Source organism: Actinoallomurus acaciae (assembly GCF_042429965.1).
GTDB classification, from domain to species: Bacteria; Actinomycetota; Actinomycetes; order Streptosporangiales; family Streptosporangiaceae; genus Actinoallomurus; species Actinoallomurus acaciae.
Map to the genome: position 1 here is coordinate 434 of NZ_JBHLZP010000151.1, position 16,489 is coordinate 16,922.

The 16,489-nt window shown below is 70.1% G+C and carries 14 protein-coding genes; 6 read left to right on the forward strand and 8 right to left on the reverse strand.

Annotation, left to right across the window (positions count from 1 at the left end):
* The first annotated feature begins 422 nt into the window (after positions 1-422).
* Both ACFFNX_RS20885 and ACFFNX_RS20890 read left to right on the forward strand, forming a co-directional pair.
* Complete coding sequence (locus tag ACFFNX_RS20885; RefSeq protein ID WP_378204635.1) at positions 423-944, forward strand: RNA polymerase sigma factor; 522 nt, start codon at positions 423-425, stop codon at positions 942-944.
* Complete coding sequence (locus ACFFNX_RS20890; protein WP_378204638.1) at positions 941-1,537, forward strand: VOC family protein; 597 nt, start codon at positions 941-943, stop codon at positions 1,535-1,537. Before ACFFNX_RS20885 ends, ACFFNX_RS20890 begins: the two co-directional genes overlap by 4 nt.
* 881 nt (positions 1,538-2,418) lie before the next feature.
* Here ACFFNX_RS20890 and ACFFNX_RS20895 read toward each other — a convergent pair.
* Both ACFFNX_RS20895 and ACFFNX_RS20900 read right to left on the reverse strand, forming a co-directional pair.
* Positions 2,419-3,414, reverse strand: coding sequence for an ABC-2 membrane transporter-related protein (locus ACFFNX_RS20895; protein WP_378204641.1), 996 nt, complete (start codon positions 3,412-3,414; stop codon positions 2,419-2,421).
* Entirely contained in the window at positions 3,411-4,286 is an 876-nt protein-coding gene (locus ACFFNX_RS20900; RefSeq protein ID WP_378204644.1) for an ABC transporter ATP-binding protein, read from the reverse strand. The genes ACFFNX_RS20895 and ACFFNX_RS20900 overlap by 4 nt, the downstream gene beginning before the upstream one ends.
* Before the next feature lie 154 nt (positions 4,287-4,440).
* Here ACFFNX_RS20900 and ACFFNX_RS20905 point away from each other — a divergent pair, with 154 nt between their 5' ends.
* The gene (locus ACFFNX_RS20905) at positions 4,441-5,592 is read left to right on the forward strand and encodes a sensor histidine kinase (protein WP_378204647.1); all 1,152 of its coding nucleotides are present in this window, start codon (positions 4,441-4,443) and stop codon (positions 5,590-5,592) included.
* Between the two features lie 283 nt (positions 5,593-5,875).
* A complete protein-coding gene (locus ACFFNX_RS20910) occupies positions 5,876-6,550 on the forward strand; it encodes a response regulator (RefSeq protein WP_378204650.1) in 675 nt (224 codons plus the stop codon).
* A 274-nt stretch (positions 6,551-6,824) separates the two neighbouring features.
* Here ACFFNX_RS20910 and ACFFNX_RS20915 read toward each other — a convergent pair whose 3' ends face one another.
* Positions 6,825-7,436 (reverse strand): RDD family protein, encoded by a 612-nt coding sequence (locus ACFFNX_RS20915; protein ID WP_378204653.1) that lies wholly within the window; start codon positions 7,434-7,436, stop codon positions 6,825-6,827.
* Positions 7,437-7,546: 110 nt separating this feature from the next.
* Between ACFFNX_RS20915 and ACFFNX_RS20920 the strand changes: the two genes are divergently transcribed.
* The gene (locus tag ACFFNX_RS20920; RefSeq protein ID WP_378204656.1) at positions 7,547-8,110 is read left to right on the forward strand and encodes an SAM-dependent methyltransferase; all 564 of its coding nucleotides are present in this window, start codon (positions 7,547-7,549) and stop codon (positions 8,108-8,110) included.
* 1,481 nt (positions 8,111-9,591) lie between these two features.
* Here ACFFNX_RS20920 and ACFFNX_RS20925 read toward each other — a convergent pair.
* The 5 genes from ACFFNX_RS20925 to ACFFNX_RS20945 form a co-directional block, all read right to left on the reverse strand.
* Complete coding sequence (locus ACFFNX_RS20925; protein ID WP_378204658.1) at positions 9,592-9,966, reverse strand: hypothetical protein; 375 nt, start codon at positions 9,964-9,966, stop codon at positions 9,592-9,594.
* An 84-nt stretch (positions 9,967-10,050) separates the two neighbouring features.
* On the reverse strand, positions 10,051-11,406 hold the full coding sequence (locus ACFFNX_RS20930; RefSeq protein ID WP_378204661.1) for a GH1 family beta-glucosidase: 1,356 nt from the start codon (positions 11,404-11,406) through the stop codon (positions 10,051-10,053).
* A gap of 21 nt (positions 11,407-11,427) precedes the next feature.
* Positions 11,428-12,291 carry a carbohydrate ABC transporter permease gene (locus tag ACFFNX_RS20935; protein ID WP_378204664.1) on the reverse strand — a complete coding sequence of 288 codons (864 nt, stop codon included), beginning with the start codon at positions 12,289-12,291 and terminating at the stop codon, positions 11,428-11,430.
* Positions 12,284-13,285: a carbohydrate ABC transporter permease gene (locus tag ACFFNX_RS20940; RefSeq protein WP_378204667.1), complete on the reverse strand. Its 1,002-nt coding sequence runs from the start codon at positions 13,283-13,285 to the stop codon at positions 12,284-12,286. Before ACFFNX_RS20940 ends, ACFFNX_RS20935 begins: the two co-directional genes overlap by 8 nt.
* A 10-nt stretch (positions 13,286-13,295) precedes the next feature.
* Positions 13,296-14,609, reverse strand: coding sequence for an ABC transporter substrate-binding protein (locus ACFFNX_RS20945; protein ID WP_378204670.1), 1,314 nt, complete (start codon positions 14,607-14,609; stop codon positions 13,296-13,298).
* Positions 14,610-14,738: 129 nt separating this feature from the next.
* Between ACFFNX_RS20945 and ACFFNX_RS20950 the strand changes: the two genes are divergently transcribed.
* On the forward strand, positions 14,739-16,489 hold a 1,751-nt coding region (locus ACFFNX_RS20950), incomplete at its 3' end, for a glycoside hydrolase family 2 TIM barrel-domain containing protein (protein ID WP_378204673.1).

The following is a 16,489-nucleotide window of genomic DNA, read 5'->3' on the forward strand; positions in this document are numbered from 1 at the left end:
GCGGCATCACTCAACTCATGACGACGCACCATGACACGCCATCAACCCACACCCACCACCCAAGATCCACAAAACAGGCCCTAGCTGCGCCCGGCTCAGTCGTACGCCCGGCGCAGCCACGCGCCCAGGGGAGTCGTGTCGGCTCGCACCCGCTGACACCACGCCGCGGTTCGAGAAGGCATGCTGGCACAGCAGGCACGGGACATCTCGAAGATCACGGACTGTCCGCAAGAGCGTGATCAATTCCGTGCCTGCGGTCTGTTACGACCCGACCGGCACCCCTCTCATCCGCCGGTCGCTCTTACATGGCAGCCCATGTCATGCCCAAGCCGCATAGGGCGACACGATGTTCGGCGGCCACTGTTGGAAAAAGTTCGGCGCTGGCCCGTTGGAGCGTCGGCTGCACGGACGACGATGAAAGTGTGACGCACCCGCAGGCTCGGCCCGACCCGGCGTTCGGGCTGCTGACGCTGTACGACGATGCGCTGCCGCACGTCTACGGCTATCTGCTGGCGCGCTGCGGCGACGCCGACCTGGCCGAGGACCTTACGGCCGAGTCGTTCCTGGCCGCCGTGCACGCGGTCCGCAAGCCGGGTGCACCCGATCCGTCGATCCCGTGGCTGATCGGGGTCGCCCGGCACAAGCTCGCCGACCACTGGCGGCGGGTCGAGCGGGAGCAACGCGGGCTGCGCCGGCTGGACGCCGAGCCGGCGCACGACGATGACCCATGGGAGACGGCCGTCGACCGGATCCGGGCCCGTGAGGTGCTGGACCGTCTCGGCGCGCACCATCGGGCCGCGCTCACGTTGCGCTACCTCGACGGGCTGCCGGTGCCCGAGGTGGCCGAACACCTGGACCGCACCCTGCACGCCACCGAGGCGCTGCTGGTGCGGGCCCGCGCCGCGTTCCGCCGGATCTACGAGGGGGAGGAGGGCTCGCGATGACGGATCCGTTCGAGGCTCTGCGCGAGCCCATCACGCCGGTCGACCCCGACCCCGACTTCGCCGGGCGCCTGCGGCTAAGGCTGACCCGCGAGGTCCTCGCACACTCAGGAGGAACCATGTCCCAGCAGACCGTCGCGACCCCGACCGAGCGGGAGCCCGCCCGGCCTCCGACGCTGACCCCCTACATCGCCGTCTCCGACGCCCGGCGGGCCATGGACTGGTACGCCGAGGTATTCGGCGCACAGCGCCGCGGCGAGCCCTACGTCAACGCGGACGGCACGATCGGCCACGCGGAGGTCGGCATCGGCGATGCGGTGCTGATGCTCGCCGAACCCTCCGACCTTTGGCCCGACGTGCCCGTACGTGCGCCCAACTCCCCCACGACGTTCAGCCACACCCTCCACTTGGAGGTCGACGACGTCGACGCCACGACCGAGCGGGCCCGGAGCAGCGGCGCCTCGGTGGAGCGGGAGCCGGTCAACCAGCCCTACGGTCGCGGCTCGGTGATCGTCGACCCCTTCGGACACCGGTGGATTCTGCTCCACCCGCCAACGCGGGCCACCCAGCTACGCCAGGACGACACCGCGGAGTGACGACACGCCCATCGGAGGGCACGGAGTCGCAGGTACGGCTGCCCCACCGCGTCGACGACATCGTGGCGGTGATCGAGGAAGCTCGGGCGGCCGGCGGTCGCCCGGACGAACCCGAGCGCAAGCCGTACGGGGCAGCTCACCGAGTTCATCGACGACCAGGCCACGACGTTCCGCCTCTTGCCGCCGGTCGACTGACCGAAGCGCAACGCCTCAGGTGATCTCTACCGCCGGTCACTCTTAGCCGCGCGGATGTGCGCGCTCGACGAGCCGAGCACCGTGCCACGGCGAGGGTGGGCCGCCCGAGCGTCGCGTCATGGCGGGGTGGGGCGCCCAAGTGCCGTGTCAGGTGGGGAGCCACGACCCGACCGGCCTGGTACGGCGGGGTGAGCCGCCCGATCGGCGGGGTGGGCCGCTTGAGCGTCGTGTTTTGCCGGGCCGAAGCGCCCGAGCGCTGTGTCAGGTGGGGAGGAAGGGCCTGATCGGCGTGGTACGGCGGGGCGGGCTGCTTGAGCGTCGTGTTTAGCAGGGGCGGGACGTCCGAGCGCTGTGTCAGGTGGGGACGGGCGGCCTGATCGGCGTGTTGCGGCGGGGTGGGCCGCTTGAGCGTCGTGCTTTGGCGGGGCTGAAGCGCACGAGCGCCGGGCCAGGTCGGGAGGCGCGGCCCGACCGCCGTGTTATGGCGGGGCGGGGCCCGAGCGCCGTGTCATGGTGGAGCTCGCCGCCCGAGCGTTGTGCTAGGCGGGGACGAGCCAGCTGAGCGCCGTGGCGCGGCGGGGACGTGCCACCCGGGGCTCGTACGGGGGAGCGGGCCCGGGGTTTTTCGTCAGGACAGGCGGGGGACGTGCCGCCCGGGCTCGTACGGGGGAGCGGGCCTGGGGCTTTCAGGACAGGCGGCGGCGGATCAGCCAGAGGCAGAGTCCGGCCAGAGCGTGGGCGAGGCCGAGGTAGATCACCGTTTCGTACAACTGGAGGGCCCAGAAGTGGCCGGCGGGTTGGTAGGTCACCTGTTGCCGGTAACCCAGGTCGGCGAGCTTGGTGAAACAAGCCTGGCGTTCCTGCGCCGACCGGGCCACGCAGTCCACCAGCCAGGAGGGCACGGCGGCCGGGCGACCGGCCGCATCGACGGTCTGCTGAGAGGAGAGCCAGGCGCCGGGCTCGTCGATGGTCACCGTCACGTGATTGAACATGTTGATGTTCAGCAGGTTGTGGTTCGAAATCGTCGTGGTGACGCGGTCAGGCGCGGTGAGGTGCGGGCGAACCGCCATGGACATGGTGATCTGGATGATGACGAACAGGACACCGAGGATCGCCATGGCCGGCAGGGTGCGGCGTACGACGATCCCGATCGTGACGCCGAGGACGAAGAAGAACGCGGCGTAACCGATCGGGACCACGCCGCGGGAGTCGAACACCTCGGGGGCCAGCCTCGGGAAGAGGAGGAACCCCGGCCCGGGGGCGCCGTTCTTGGCTGCGATGGCCCTGTCGATCGGGTCGGCCCACCAGGTCACCGCGAGGCCGAGCAACCCGGAGGCGGCCATGGCGGCCAGGCCGACGAGACCGAGCTTGGCGACCAGCCAGCGGGTGCGGGTGGTCAGGGTCCAGGCCAGCCGATGGGTGCCGGCGTCCAGTTCCCGGGTGACCAGCGGGGCACCCCAGAACATGCCGATGAGGGCGGGCAGGACCAGCAGCATGAGGACGGTGACGAGGTAGAGGTTCGTCTCGAGACCGCCGATGCCGTCGAGGAAGCGGTCACCGCGGGTCTGGTACAGGTGGGCCAGGTGCGGGCCGGTTGCCGCGAGGGCGGCGAGGATGACGGCGACGGCACCGAAGACCACCGCCGTCTGCGTGCGGAACTGGCGCCAGGTCAGCCAGATCATCGGAGCGCCTCCGGTAGGGGAACGGACTGGCTCATATAGGCCAGAGTGAGGTCTTCCAGACTCACCGGACTCGTCGCCCAGGCGGGGTCGTACACCCCTGAGTCGGAGCGGATGAGCATGGTGGTCTGCCGGCCGGTGTGGTCGGCCGAGACGACGTGCAGGCCGGCCGGAAGCGCGGCCGGATCCAGGCGGGGCGTGGTGACCACGCGATGGGCGTCCAGCAGTTCACGGACGTCGCCGGCCAGCCGTACGCGGGAGGCGACGAGGACGATGAGGTAGTCGCAGACCCGTTCCACGTCGGAGACCAGGTGAGAGGAGTGCACGACGCTGAGTTCCTGTTCGGCGGTGGCGTCGCGCAGGTCCTGCAGGAAGTCACGGCGGGCGAGCGGGTCGAGTGCCGCGACCGGCTCGTCGAGGATGAGCAGCTCGGGCCGCTTGGCGATGGCCATGGTCAGGGCCAGCTGAGCGCGCTGGCCGCCGGACAGGCTCCCGGCCTGCTGGTCGGGGCGCAGGCCGAGACGCTGGATCCGCTCCCGTGCCAGCCGCGCGTCCCATCCCGGGCTTAGCCTCGCGCCGAGCTTGAGGTGGTCGGCGACGGTCAGCCGGGCGTAGGTCGGTGTGTTCTGCGCGACGAAGCCGACCCTGGCCAGCTGTGCCCGGCTGGCGCCGGGGCGCCCGCCGCACACCTCGATCGTGCCCGCCGTCGGCGTCAGAAGACCGCCGGCGAGGCTGAGCAGTGTGGTCTTCCCGGCGCCGTTGGGGCCGACCAGGCCGACGACCCGTCCGGCCGGGACGTCAAGGGTGCACTCCGACAGCGCCCAGCGCCGCCGGTATCTCTTGCCCAGTCCGCGGGCCCGCAAGACAGCGGTCATGCCGGCTCCTCCTGGATGGTCGATCGAAAGGGCATGGGGGTAACTGTGCTGGTGGCGACCGGGCGTTTGCACCGGCTGAAAGTACGGTTCGAGCTGTACAGGCAGTACTTTCGGCCGGTACCCCACACCCCGACAGCTGCGTAGCCTGAACGGCGTGAACGTGCTGGATCGCCTCGCAAGGTGGCGCGGGACAGCGGTCAACACCGGACTCGCCGCGGTGTTCGCCGCGGTTCTCGCCGTGGAGGACTACAACATCGCGGTCTTCCACCAGAACTGGCTGGTCGACTGTGTCGTCGGGCTGGTGGTGTGCACCGCCGCCCTCCTGCGTGCGCGCAGCCGCGTGTGGACCGCGGCGGTGGGCCTCATCATCTCCGGAGTCGCCGAACTCGTCGCCGAGCTGTGGAACCTGCGCGGCCAGCCGGGCATCGCGGCCAGCCTGGCCCTGTTCGTGCTCGTCGGTTCCGCGGTCCGGGTGCTTCCCGCCCGGCAGGCGACGGTCATCGCGGCCGGCGGAGCGGCGGTGGCGGTCGGCGCGATGAGCGGTCATTCCGCCGTCGTCGGCGCCCTCGGGCTGGGATGGGGTGCCGCCTTCGGGGTCGGGCTGTGTCTACGCCTCCTCGACGCCCGCCGCCGGGCCGTCATCGAGGCCGTACGGCGCAACGAGCGTCTGGAGCTGGCCAGGGAGCTGCACGATTCGGCGGCGCACCACATCACCGGCGTCGTGCTCCAGGCCCAGGGCGCCCGTATCGCCGCCCGCAGGCACACCGAAACCCTGGACACCGCACTGGCGGAGATCGAGACCGCCGGGAACGACGCGCTCGCCTCCATGCGCCAGGTCATCGATCTGCTCCGCAACGGCGACGACGCCGGCGGACGCGCACCCGCGCCAGAACGGCTGGCCGACCTCGTCGATCGGTTCGCCGGAGGTAGGTTCGGGCGGCGTAATGGACACGGCCCCGAGGTAAGGCTCCATCTGCCCGACGGCCCGCCCGATCCCACCTGGCCGCCTGAAGCGACCACCACCATCAACCGAGTCGTCACCGAAGCCCTGGTCAACATCAAGCGTCACGCATCCGGCGCCCGCCAGGCCACCGTGACCGTCACGTACGACGAGCGAGTCATCACGGTGGAGATCATCGACGACGCGCCCCCGGCCGGCTCGCCCCGGTTCCACCATGGGAGCGGGTACGGCCTCGTCGGCATGCGCGAACGGGTCGAGGCCCTCGGCGGCACCCTCGTCGCCGGCCCGCGACCCGAGGCCGGCTGGTCGGTACGCGCCACCCTGCCCACCCCCGGCAAGGCGTGACCGTGCGTGTTTTGTTTGGGCTCTGGCGCGGGGTGATCGTGCGTGTTTTGTTTGGGTTTGGGGGAGGCGTTGCCCTGGGCGTTCTGTCTGGGTTCTGGCGGGGGGCGATTGTGCGTGTTTTGTTCGGGCTCTGGCGCGGGGTGATCGTGCGTGTCTTGTTTGGGTTTGGGGGAGGCGTTGCCCTGCGCGTTCTGTCTGGGCTCTGGAGAGGGGTGATCGTGCGCGTCCTGTCCGCACCCTGGCAAGGCGTGATCGTGCGTGTCCTGCCCGGCCTTGGCGAGGGGTGGTCGTGCGCGTCCTGATTGCCGATGATCAGGCGATGGTCCGCAACGGACTACGCCTGATCCTTGAAGACCAGCCCGACATCAACGTGGTGGCGGAGGCCGCGAACGGTGCCGAGGCCGTCGCCCTGGCCCGGCGCCTGCGGCCCGACGTGTGCCTCATCGACATTCGGATGCCCCGTCTCGACGGCATCGAGGTCACCCGTGCCCTCGCCGGCCCGGACACCCCCGACCCGCTCCGGGTGGTCATCGTCACGACCTTTGACCTCGACGAATACGTGTACGGGGCGCTGCGAGCCGGAGCCGTCGGCTTCATCCTCAAGGACGCCGGCCCGACCCTGCTCATCGAAGCCGTCCGTGCCGCCGGCACGGGAGACGCCCTGATCTCCCCATCGATCACCGTTCGGCTCCTCAAGCACCTCGCCCCCAGCAAAACTCCGGCCGCCGCCGACGCTGCGGCCCGGCTCTCCGACCGAGAGACCGAGGTCGTCCGGGCCATCGCCAGAGGCCGTACCAACCAGGAGATCGCCACCGAGCTGTTCATCTCCATGAGCACCGTCAAGGGCCACGTGGCCAGCGCCCAGATGAAGCTGGAGCTGCGCAACCGAGTGGAGATCGCCGCCTGGGCATGGGAGAACCGGATCGTGGAACCCCCCGACGGCCAACGTGTGCCCTGACAGAACTCCCCGATCCAGCCGGAGATCCGCCACGTGGTCCGGAGCGTACGGCCTGCCCGGCTCCCACCCGGCGACCGACCCGTACTGCGGCCCGGCACTCGCGACGGAAGGGCCGCGGCCAGAAATGTCCGGCACGCCTCCGCCGATCACGGTGGGGGTGTGGTCGTGGGGTTGGCGGTTTGTGGGTGGCCGTGTACGAGGTGGAGGGGTGGCGGTGGAAGGCGCTCGGGGTCCTTGTGGATGGCCGCGAGCGCCTTCCGTTCGTTGTTCTCGTTCAGTTGTCGGCGGGTGGGATGGGGCTGTTGGCCTTGACCACATAGGTCTTGACGACCTTGTCGTGCAGGGCCTGCTTGTGCGGGTCCCACAGGATCCACAGGTCGTCGATGAGCCCGCCGAGCCCGCACGTGACGTACGTGATCAAGTAGGTGAACAGCACGCGCCACGCGGCCGTGCCGTAGCCGATTGGGCCGCCGTCCTGTGCGCGTACGACCCGGATGCTCAGGGCGCGTTTGCCGAGCGTCTGCCCCCACTTTCCGTGTTGCCACGTGAAATAGATGATCGCGATGATCGCGGTGATGCCGTCTGCGGCCAGCCGGGCGCCCAGGTGCTTGTTGTCGAACATCGCGCTCGCGCCGGCGAACGGTGCCGCGATGATCCAGCCGATCACGGTGTAGACGATCCCGTCGATGATCGCGGCGAAGAGACGGGACCAGCGGCCGGCGAGTTCCGTGGTGATTCCGGTCGGGGCCGGTTGCCCGTACGGCTCGGAGATCGGTGGGGCGGCGGGGTAGGGATCGGCAGGCGCCGCTGCCGGGGCAGGGTCGGGTGGCGGAGCGGCACCTTCGGCGCCTGTTCGTTCCTCGGGGTGATCAGGCGATTGCGTCATGTCAGAACGATAGACCCGATTTGCCGAAAATGGTTGAAATCGTTGTTGAACCGTTTTGAAATTCGTCTCCGGTCGAGGGCGGCCGATTCTCCCGGAGTAACGTGCGGCGCATGAATTCGCCCGACCGGCTTCGATGGAACGCCAAGTACGCCGCACGGTCGGCGCCGTCCTTTTCCGTCCATCCCCTGGCCGCCCGCGCGCTGGCCCTGTCCCTGCCGGACGGCCCGGTCCTGGATCTGGCGTGCGGCGTCTCGGGCGACCCGCTGGCGGCGGCCGAGGCCGGGCGGGCGGTGACCGCCGTGGACGTCTCCGACGTGGCCCTGGAACGCCTCGACGCGGAGGTACGCCGGCGGGGGCTCGGGGACCGGATCACCCTCGTCCACGCCGACCTGCTCGAATGGCGTCCGCCCCGGTCTTCGTACGCGGCGGTGCGCTGCTTCGGCTACTGGGACCGCGAACTCTTCGGCCCGGCCACCGCCGCGGTGCTACCCGGCGGCGCGCTCGCCTGGGAGGCGTTCACCGAGGACGCCCGGCGGCACCGCCCGCTGCCCTCGGCATGGTGCCTGGCCCCGGGCGAGCCGGCCTCGCTGCTGCCGGAGGACTTCACCGTGCTCGACGTCACCGATGAACGGGGAAAACGCCGGATCCTGGCACGCCGCGACCCGCCGCTTTAGCGGAATCCGTCCCTGCCCGGCCGCACCGGATTGAAAAAATCCCTTGGCCGACTTTTCCAGCGCAACGGCTCGCGGGAATGTCGGCGGAGGCCGTTGAAATAAGGAGCGTGACAGAACATGTGACGAAAGGCAAGGGACGTTCTCGCCGGACGGGTGCTCCCCCCCATCGGCGGCCGAGACGCTCGGCGGTCGGAGAGGTCGCCGGCGGTGAGTAGGAGTCCAGCGAGGACCAGTACGTACGCGTCGAGGATCCATCGGATGCGTCGGCGGTTTGTGGGTGGTCGTGCGCGAGGTGGTGGGTTGCCGACGGTGAATGGCAGGTCGCGGATGAGTGAGGGGATCGCGACGATGAGGACTGTGCTGTCGATCACGACGACGAGCAGGCTCAGGCACAGGACGCCGAGATCAGCCATCGCTGGGGATGAGGTGATTGCCGCGCCTGGGGCGCCCGTCGAGGGGCCTTCCGCGGCCGGGATTGGGCATGAGCGCCCCGTTCGGCAACTGGTCGTGGTGGACCCGGAACACGGCAAATTGAGGTGGCCTCCGAGGCGGGCGGACGGTTCGTCAACCCGGCAGGCGTGATCCGGGGCGGCCTCCTCGCCGCGATGCTGGACGACACGCTGCGCCCGGCCGCGCCCCTGCCGGAGGACCGGTTCGCGCCACGCCTCGATCTGCACGTCCGGTTTCTGCCCCGGCCCGGTGGCCTGACAGGCCACGGCCGCGTCGTCCGTCGAGGTACGGAGGTGTGCTTTCTGTCCGGCTCCTGCGTTCAGTCCGGTGGTTTGGCGGGCCGTGGTCGCGTCGTCTGTCGGGGTAGGGGGGTCGCTTTCTGTGCGCGGTCGGGTGGTCTGATGGGTCGCGGCGGCGTTGTTTGCCGAGGTGGGGAGGTGTGCTTTCTGCCCGGTTTCTGTGCGCGGTCCGGTGGTCTGGCGGGCCGCGGCCGCATGGTCCGTCGGGGTAGGGAGGGGGCGAGTGGCCGCCCGGCGCCATTCGGTTGCCGTGATCTCCGCGTGCCCTCGTCGCGGCTCGGGCGGAGTTCGTGACGCGGCCCGGCGGCAGGGGGCGGCGGCGACGATAAGGGCGGGCGGTGACGACGGTCTTGCCGCCGGGTGCGGTGAGCTCGCCGGACAGGAAACGCAGCCCGGAAATCAACAACGGCTCGGCCGTGGGTGATCGAGAGGCCCCGTGCGAAAGGGCGACCGATCTGTGGGCTGACCGAACGGGTGATGGGAGGCAAGTGGATGACAGTGTCGTCCCGGCCGAACAACGGCATCCCATCACGTTCCCAGCACGTCACGCCGGGTGTCGTCCATCAGTATGACTCGGTGGGCAGGCCGCCCTCGTCGTCGCGGACGCACCGCGGCGTCCGACGGCGGTCACTGACAGAGCCACGGCCGCGATGGCCCGGTCGGAATGCCCCGTAGAGGCCGACGTGGGGCCGACGAGGGTCACACGTCCCCGCGCGTGGCGGGTGGAACCGCTTACCGGTAACGGAAGCCGTCCAGGAAACGTCGGAACACGCCGCCCTCGCGTGGCAGTGGCTCGGCCGGTGGGGGTGCCACGTCGCGCTGCCGCGCCACCGGCTGGTCGTAGTCGGTTCGCGCGATGGCGTCCACGACCTGTTCCTCGGTGAAGTCCGCCGAACCCTCGATCTTCGGCACGAAGCCGACGAGCATCCCGTTGCGCATGACCTGCGCCTCCAGGCCGGCGGTGCCGTCGGTGTCCCACTCGGCCTCGCGGCCGCCCCCCAGCGACACGCGTACGCCGAACTGGCCGACGCCGGCTCGCAGCAGATGGGCGTTGACGCCCCGATCGCGCAGCGCGTCCACGACCCGTCGTGCTCGGTTCTCCTCCATTCGTTCACGGTAGCCGCCCAGGTCCGCGGCCGGCACCGCCGAAGACCCGGCGGCCCGTACAAGGCCGCCGGGGGGAACGGTGCGTCAGGCGGCCCGTTCGCCGTCGCGCCGGTGCGCGCGGATCAGGTCGCCGTACCGGTGTCCGCTGCCCTTGATGGTCCGTTGCTGCGTCTCGTAGTCGACGTACACGAGTCCGAAACGCTTGTCGTACCCGTACGCCCACTCGAAGTTGTCCAGCAGCGACCAGACGAAGTAGCCGGTCACCGGCGCGCCGCGGCGTACCGCGCGAATGCAGGCGGCCAGGTGCTCCTCCAGGTAGCGGACCCGCTCGGGGTCGTCGACCTGCCCGTCGGGGCCGACGACGTCGGGCCAGGCGGAGCCGTTCTCCGTCACGAGGATCCGCGAGGCGCCGTAGTCATCGGTCAGCCGCATGAGCAGCCGCTCCAGGCCTTCGTCGCGGATCTCCCAGTCCATCGCGGTACGGCGGACGTCCGGCCGGTGCACCTCGCGCGTGTACGGCGGCGGCCCGGACGGGTCGTCGGCGATGGCGGTCGGGAAGTAGTAGTTGAGCCCGAGCCAGTCGAGCGGCGCGGCGATGGTCTCCAGGTCGCCGGGGCGTTCGGGCAGGTCGACGCCGTAGACCTCGACCATGTCCGCCGGGAAGCCGCGGCCGTGTATCGGGTCGAGCCACCAGCGCACCGAGTGCCCGTCGGCGCGGCGCGCCGCCGCGACGTCGGCCGGAGAGTCACTGGCCGGCTCGGCGTACCCGAGGTTGTTCACGATGCCGACCTGCGCGTTCGGCACGGACGCGCGGATCGCCTGCGTGGCCAGGCCGTGGCCCAGGAGCAGGTGGTACGACGCCGGTACGGCGACCGCGATGTCCGACAGGCCGGGCGCCATCGTGCCCTCGAGGTGGCCGATCCACGCCGAGCAGAGCGGCTCGTTCAGCGTGGTCCACTGGGTCACCCGGTCGCCGAGCGCGGCGGCGACGTGCGCGGCGTACGCGGCGAAGTGCTCGGCGGTGTCGCGGGCGGGCCAGCCGCCGCGGTCCTGGAGCCCCTGCGGCAGGTCCCAGTGGTACAGGGTCGGGTAGGGGGTGATGCCGGCCTCGAGGAGCGCGTCGACGAGACGGTCGTAGAAGGCGAGGCCGGCCGGGTTGACGGCGCCGTCGCCGCCGGGCACGACGCGCGGCCAGGCGATCGAGAAGCGGTAGGCGTTCACGCCCAGCCGCTTCATGAGGTCGATGTCCTCGGGCCAGCGGTGGTAGTGGTCACAGGCGACGTCGCCGTTGTCGTTCCCGTCGATCTTTCCGGGGGTGTGGGAGAACGTGTCCCAGATGGACGGCGATCGGCCGTCCTCGGTGACGGCGCCCTCCACCTGGTACGCGGCGGTGGCCACGCCCCAGACGAAGTCGGCCGGGAGTGAGGTGAGGTCGTGCACGGACTGCCCTTCTGTGTCGAATCACTTGACGGCCCCGGCGGTGAGGCCGGTGACGAGGTAGCGCTGAAGGAGCAGGAACCCGGCGACGACCGGCACGCTGACGACCAGCGAGGCGGCCATGACCTGGTTCCAGTAGACGTCGTACTGGGTCGAGTAGCCGCGGAGGCCCACGGCGAGGGTCCGGGTGGTGTCGTTGGTCATGACCGAGGCGAACAGCACTTCGCTCCACGCCGTCATGAAGGCGTAGACGGCGACGGCCACGATGCCGGGAACGGCGGCCGGGATCACGACGCGGAACAGCGCGCCGAGCGGCCCGCACCCGTCGACCATCGCGGCCTCGTCCAAGCCCCGTGGGATCGACTCCATGTACCCGGCGAGCATCCAGATGGAGAACGGCAGGGAGAAGGTCAGGTAGGTGATGATGAGCCCGGCCCGCGAGCCGTACAGCGCGATGCCGGTGGCGTTCCCGATGTTGACGAAGATGAGGAACAGCGGCAGCAGGAAGAGGATGCCGGGGAACATCTGGGTGGACAGCACGGTGATCGTGAAGATCCGCTTGCCCTTGAACCGGTAGCGGCTCACCGCGTACGCCGCGAAGATCGCGATGAGCACGGACAGGCCCGTCGCCGCCGCCGAGACGATCGTGGAGTTCACGAAGTAGTGCGCGAGCGGCACGGTGTGCCAGATGTCCACGTACGGGCGCAGCGTGAGGTGGTTCGGGAACCAGCGGAACCTGTCGGTGACGTCCCGCAGCGGCTTCAGCGACGTGCTGATCATCACGTACACCGGCAGGGCGGCGAAGATCGTCATCAGGGTGAGCACGATCCGCCGCGTCCACACGAACGACATCGGCCGGGCGGTCGGTGACCGGTACGTGCTAGACATTGCTCCTCCTGTTGCTCAGGGAGGTGACGGTCAGGTACGCCGCGGTCACCACGAGCAGGAAGAGCAGCATCAGCACGGACATCGCCGAGCCGGAGCCGAAGTTCCAGGTGTGGAACGACGCCTGGTAGATGTGCACGGAGATCAGGTCGCCCGCCGGTGGCGCCGACTGGCCGAACAGCACGTACGGCACGTTGAAGTCGTTGAACGTCCACAGGAACAGCACCAGGACGAGCACCCGGTTGATCGGGCGCAGGGACGGCATGGTGATCCGCCGGATCTGCTGCCAGACGCCGGCCCCGTCGATCGCGGAGGCCTCGTACAGCTCGTCGGGGATGTTCTGCAGGCCGGCCATGATCACGAGCAGCGCGAACGGCCAGTTGCGCCAGACCGAGACGACGACCACGGAGACGAAGCTGTTGTTGCCGATCAGCCAGAACGCCGGCTTGGACGTCAGGTGCAGCTGGTCGTGCAGCACATGGTTCACCAGGCCGTTGTCGTGCTGGAGCATGAACGCCCAGATGATGACGGAGGCGTAGACGGGCAGCGCGTACGGCGTCATGAACAGCGCGCGGAGGAGACCCCGCCCGCGGAAGGCGTCCTGCATCAGGATCGCCCCTGTGATCCCGAGCAGCCAGGAGAACCCGACGGCGAGTACGGCGAACGCGCACGTGATGAGGAAGGAGTGCAGCAGGGCGCTGCCGACCGCGCCGTTGACGTTCACGATGACGCGGTAGTTGCCCAGGCCCGCCCCGGGAGCCTGTCCCCAGTTGCGGATGTAGAACTGGGTGAGTTCCTTGAAGCTCATCACGACGCCGACGACCATCGGCACGAGATGGATCAGCAGCTCCATCGCGATGGCGGGCAGGACGAGCAGGTACGGAACGGCGCCCCGGCCGACCGAGTAGCTCCGCCGGGGCTTCTTGCGCCCCCGCGCCGAGCCGGGGTGAGAGCTGTCGCCCCGGCTCGGCGCGGTCGCGCTGGTGGTTGCGGCCATCTGGGCGGCCTCAGCCCGTCATCTGCTGCTGGGCCTTTTCCAGGCGCTTGCGGACCGAGTCGTCGGTGACCGGGCGGCCGGCGGCGGCGTCGGCGAACAGGTCCTTCAGCGCGGGGCCGACCAGGTCCTCGAACTGCGACTCCTTCGCCACCTGGGGGAGGGCCACGGCGCTCTTGGCGAGGCCCTGCCGCAGGACGGTCTGCTCCGGATTGGAGAACTGCGGGTCCGACTGGGCGGAGGTCACCGGCGGGATCGAGCCGTACTTGCCGTTGAGGATCTTCTGCTCGTCATCGCTCGTCATGAACTTGACGAACTTCAGCGCGCCGTCGCGGTTCTGGGTGTTCTTGAAGACGGCGAGGTTGATGCCGGCGACCATCGTGTTGACCTGGGTGCCCTGGCCGGGGGCGCCGGACTGGACGGGCACCGGGGCCACGCCCCAGTCGGCGGGCTTCATGCCGCGCTGCGCGAGCTGGACGCCCGCGGCCTGCCAGAGCAGCATCCCGGCCTTGCCGGTGGCGAAGTCCTGCAGCGACTGGTTCTGCGCGTACTCGGCGTCGCCCGCCGCGGTGATCTTGTCGGCGGCCATGAAGTCGACGAACTGCTTGACGCCCGCGACGGCGCCGGGAGAGGTGAACGTCGGGTTGCCCGAAGCGTCGAAGAAGTCACCGCCGTGCTGCTTGGCGAAGATGTACGCGTGGTGAATGTTCTCGGCGTTGTTCGCGCCCTCGATGGCCAGGCCGTACTTGCCGCCGGTGGTCAGCTTCTTGCCGTCGGAGACCAGCTCGGACCACGTGGTCGGCGGGTTCGCGATGCCGGCGTCCTTGAAGAGCTTCTTGTTGTAGTAGAGGCCGTAGGCCAGGGAGTAGAGCGGCACGGCGGCCGGGGGCTTGCCGGCGACGCCGGTCGAGCCGAGCGCGGAGGGCACGAACCGCTGCTTACCGCCGATCGCGTTGAACGTGCTGTCGTCGAAGGACAGCAGCGCGCCCGTGGCCTGCAGCGACGCGGACCAGGTGTTGCCGATGTTGAGCACGTCGGGGCCCTGACCCGAGGACGTGGCGGTCAGGATGCGGTTGAGCAGGTCCGGCCAGCCGACCACCTCGAGCTTGACGTGGATCCCGGTCTGCTTCTCGAACTTCTGCAGCTCGGGCGTCAGCTTCTGCTTGTCGTCGTCGAGGTTCTTGCCCTGATTGCTCGCCCAGTAGGTGAGCGTCTTGGGATTCTTGTTACCGCCGTCGCCGGTGGCGGTACCGCCACCGCATGCGGTCAGGGCGGCGGTGGCGACGGTGATGGCTGCTATCGCAGCGGTGATCCGGGTCCTGCGCATAGTCAGTGGGCCCTCTCCGGAGGCAACTTCGGCGGGGAAGTTAATTTAGGTTATGAGTTAAGACGTGAGAGAAGATCCTCGTCAAGACTTTGGGCGCGGTAGGTTGCGTCATCGGGGAGGAAGGCCGTGATGAGGGATCGGGAGAAGCGGACGGTGCGCGATCTACGGCGCACGAACCGCTCGGCCGTACTGCGCAAGCTCTACTTCGACGGGCCGCTCAGCCGGCAGGAGCTGGCGCCGGCCACCGGGCTCAGCTCCGGTTCGATCAGCAACGTCGTCTCCGAGCTGACCGCCGACGGGCTGCTGGAGGAGGCCGGTTCCGTCGGCTCGGACGGAGGCCGCCCCCGCACTCTGCTGCGCGTCGCGCGGCGCAGCGCGTACCTGATCGGCGTCGACGTCGGTGAGACCCGGGTGCGCGTGGAGCTGTTCGACCTGGCGCTGACCGAGCTGGCCCGCGCCGAGCGGCCGCTCGCCGCGCACGGGTACGACGTCGACCGGGTCGTCGGGTTCATCCGCGACGCGGTGGCCGACGTGCTGCGCGACGCGGACGGCGCGGCGGTCGCCGAGGCCGTCGTACCGCTCACCGGCGCGGTCACCGAGGTCGTTCTGGAGGTGCCCTCGCCGCGGCGGTGGCGGCCGAACGGCTTCGGCGAGCCGTACCTCTACACGCTCGACACCGCCGTACGGGACGGTTCCGGCCGGCCCGGCGACGAACGCCGGGTCCGCGTGGGCTTCCGCGACGTCGGCTTCGTCCGCGAGTCCGGTGGACCGGCGAGTGCGCCGCCGTACCGGCTGACGGTCGGCGGCGAGCCGACCGACATCCTGGGCTGGAACTGGGTGCCCGCCGACGCGATGTACGGGGCGGCCGGCGAGGACCGGCTCCGCCATCTGCTCACCCTCGCCCGTGAGGCCGGGGTGATGATGCTGCGGGTCTGGGGCGGCGGCCTCATCGAGAGCGGGACGTTCTATGACCTGTGTGACGAGTACGGCATCCTCGTGTGGCAGGAGTTCGCCCAGTCCAGCTCGGGAATGAGCAGCGTGCCCAGCGCCGACCCGGCGTTCGTCGCACGGATGCGGGCCGAGGCGACGCGGATCGTGCCCGCGCGCCGCAACCACCCGAGCCTGGCGATCTGGTGCGGCGGCAACGAGCTGCAGAACGCCGACGGCGTCCCGCTGACCGACGAGGAGTCACCGGTGCTGGCCGCGCTGCACGACGTGGTGTCGCGCCTGGACCCGGACCGGCGGTGGCTGCCGACCTCGCCGTCCGGACCGGTGTTCGGCAACACCCTCGACAGCGTGCGAACCGCGCCCGAGCAGCACGACGTGCACGGCCCGTGGGAGCACCAGGGACTGGCCGACCACTACCGGCTCTACGACGAGGGCCGCGGCCTGCTCCTCAGCGAGTTCGGCGTCGAGGGCATGAGCAACCTCCGCGCGATCGCGTCGGTCGTGCCGGACGCGAGGCTCCCCACTCACGGCGACCCGGTCTGGGACCACCTGGGCCGGTGGTGGAACAACGAGCCCCTGGTCCGCACGGCCTTCGACGACGCGATCGGCGACCTGGCCGCGATGTCGCGGGCGAGCCAGTTCCTCCAGGCCGACGGCCTGCGGTACGCGGTCGAGGCCAACCGGCGGCGGCCCGAGAGCTGTGGCGTGCTGCCGTGGCAGCTCAACGAGTCCTTCCCGGACGGCTGGTGCACCGCGTCCGTCGACTACTTCGGCGAGCCCAAGGCGGCCTACCACTACGTGCGCCGCGCGTACCGCTCGCCGCTCGTGTGCGCGGCCCTGCCGGCGCCGCGCGTGACCGGCGAGGAGTTCGCCGCCACGGTGTGGGCCGGGCCGGGCGAGGTCACCGCGCGGGTGCTGCGCCTTGACGAGCT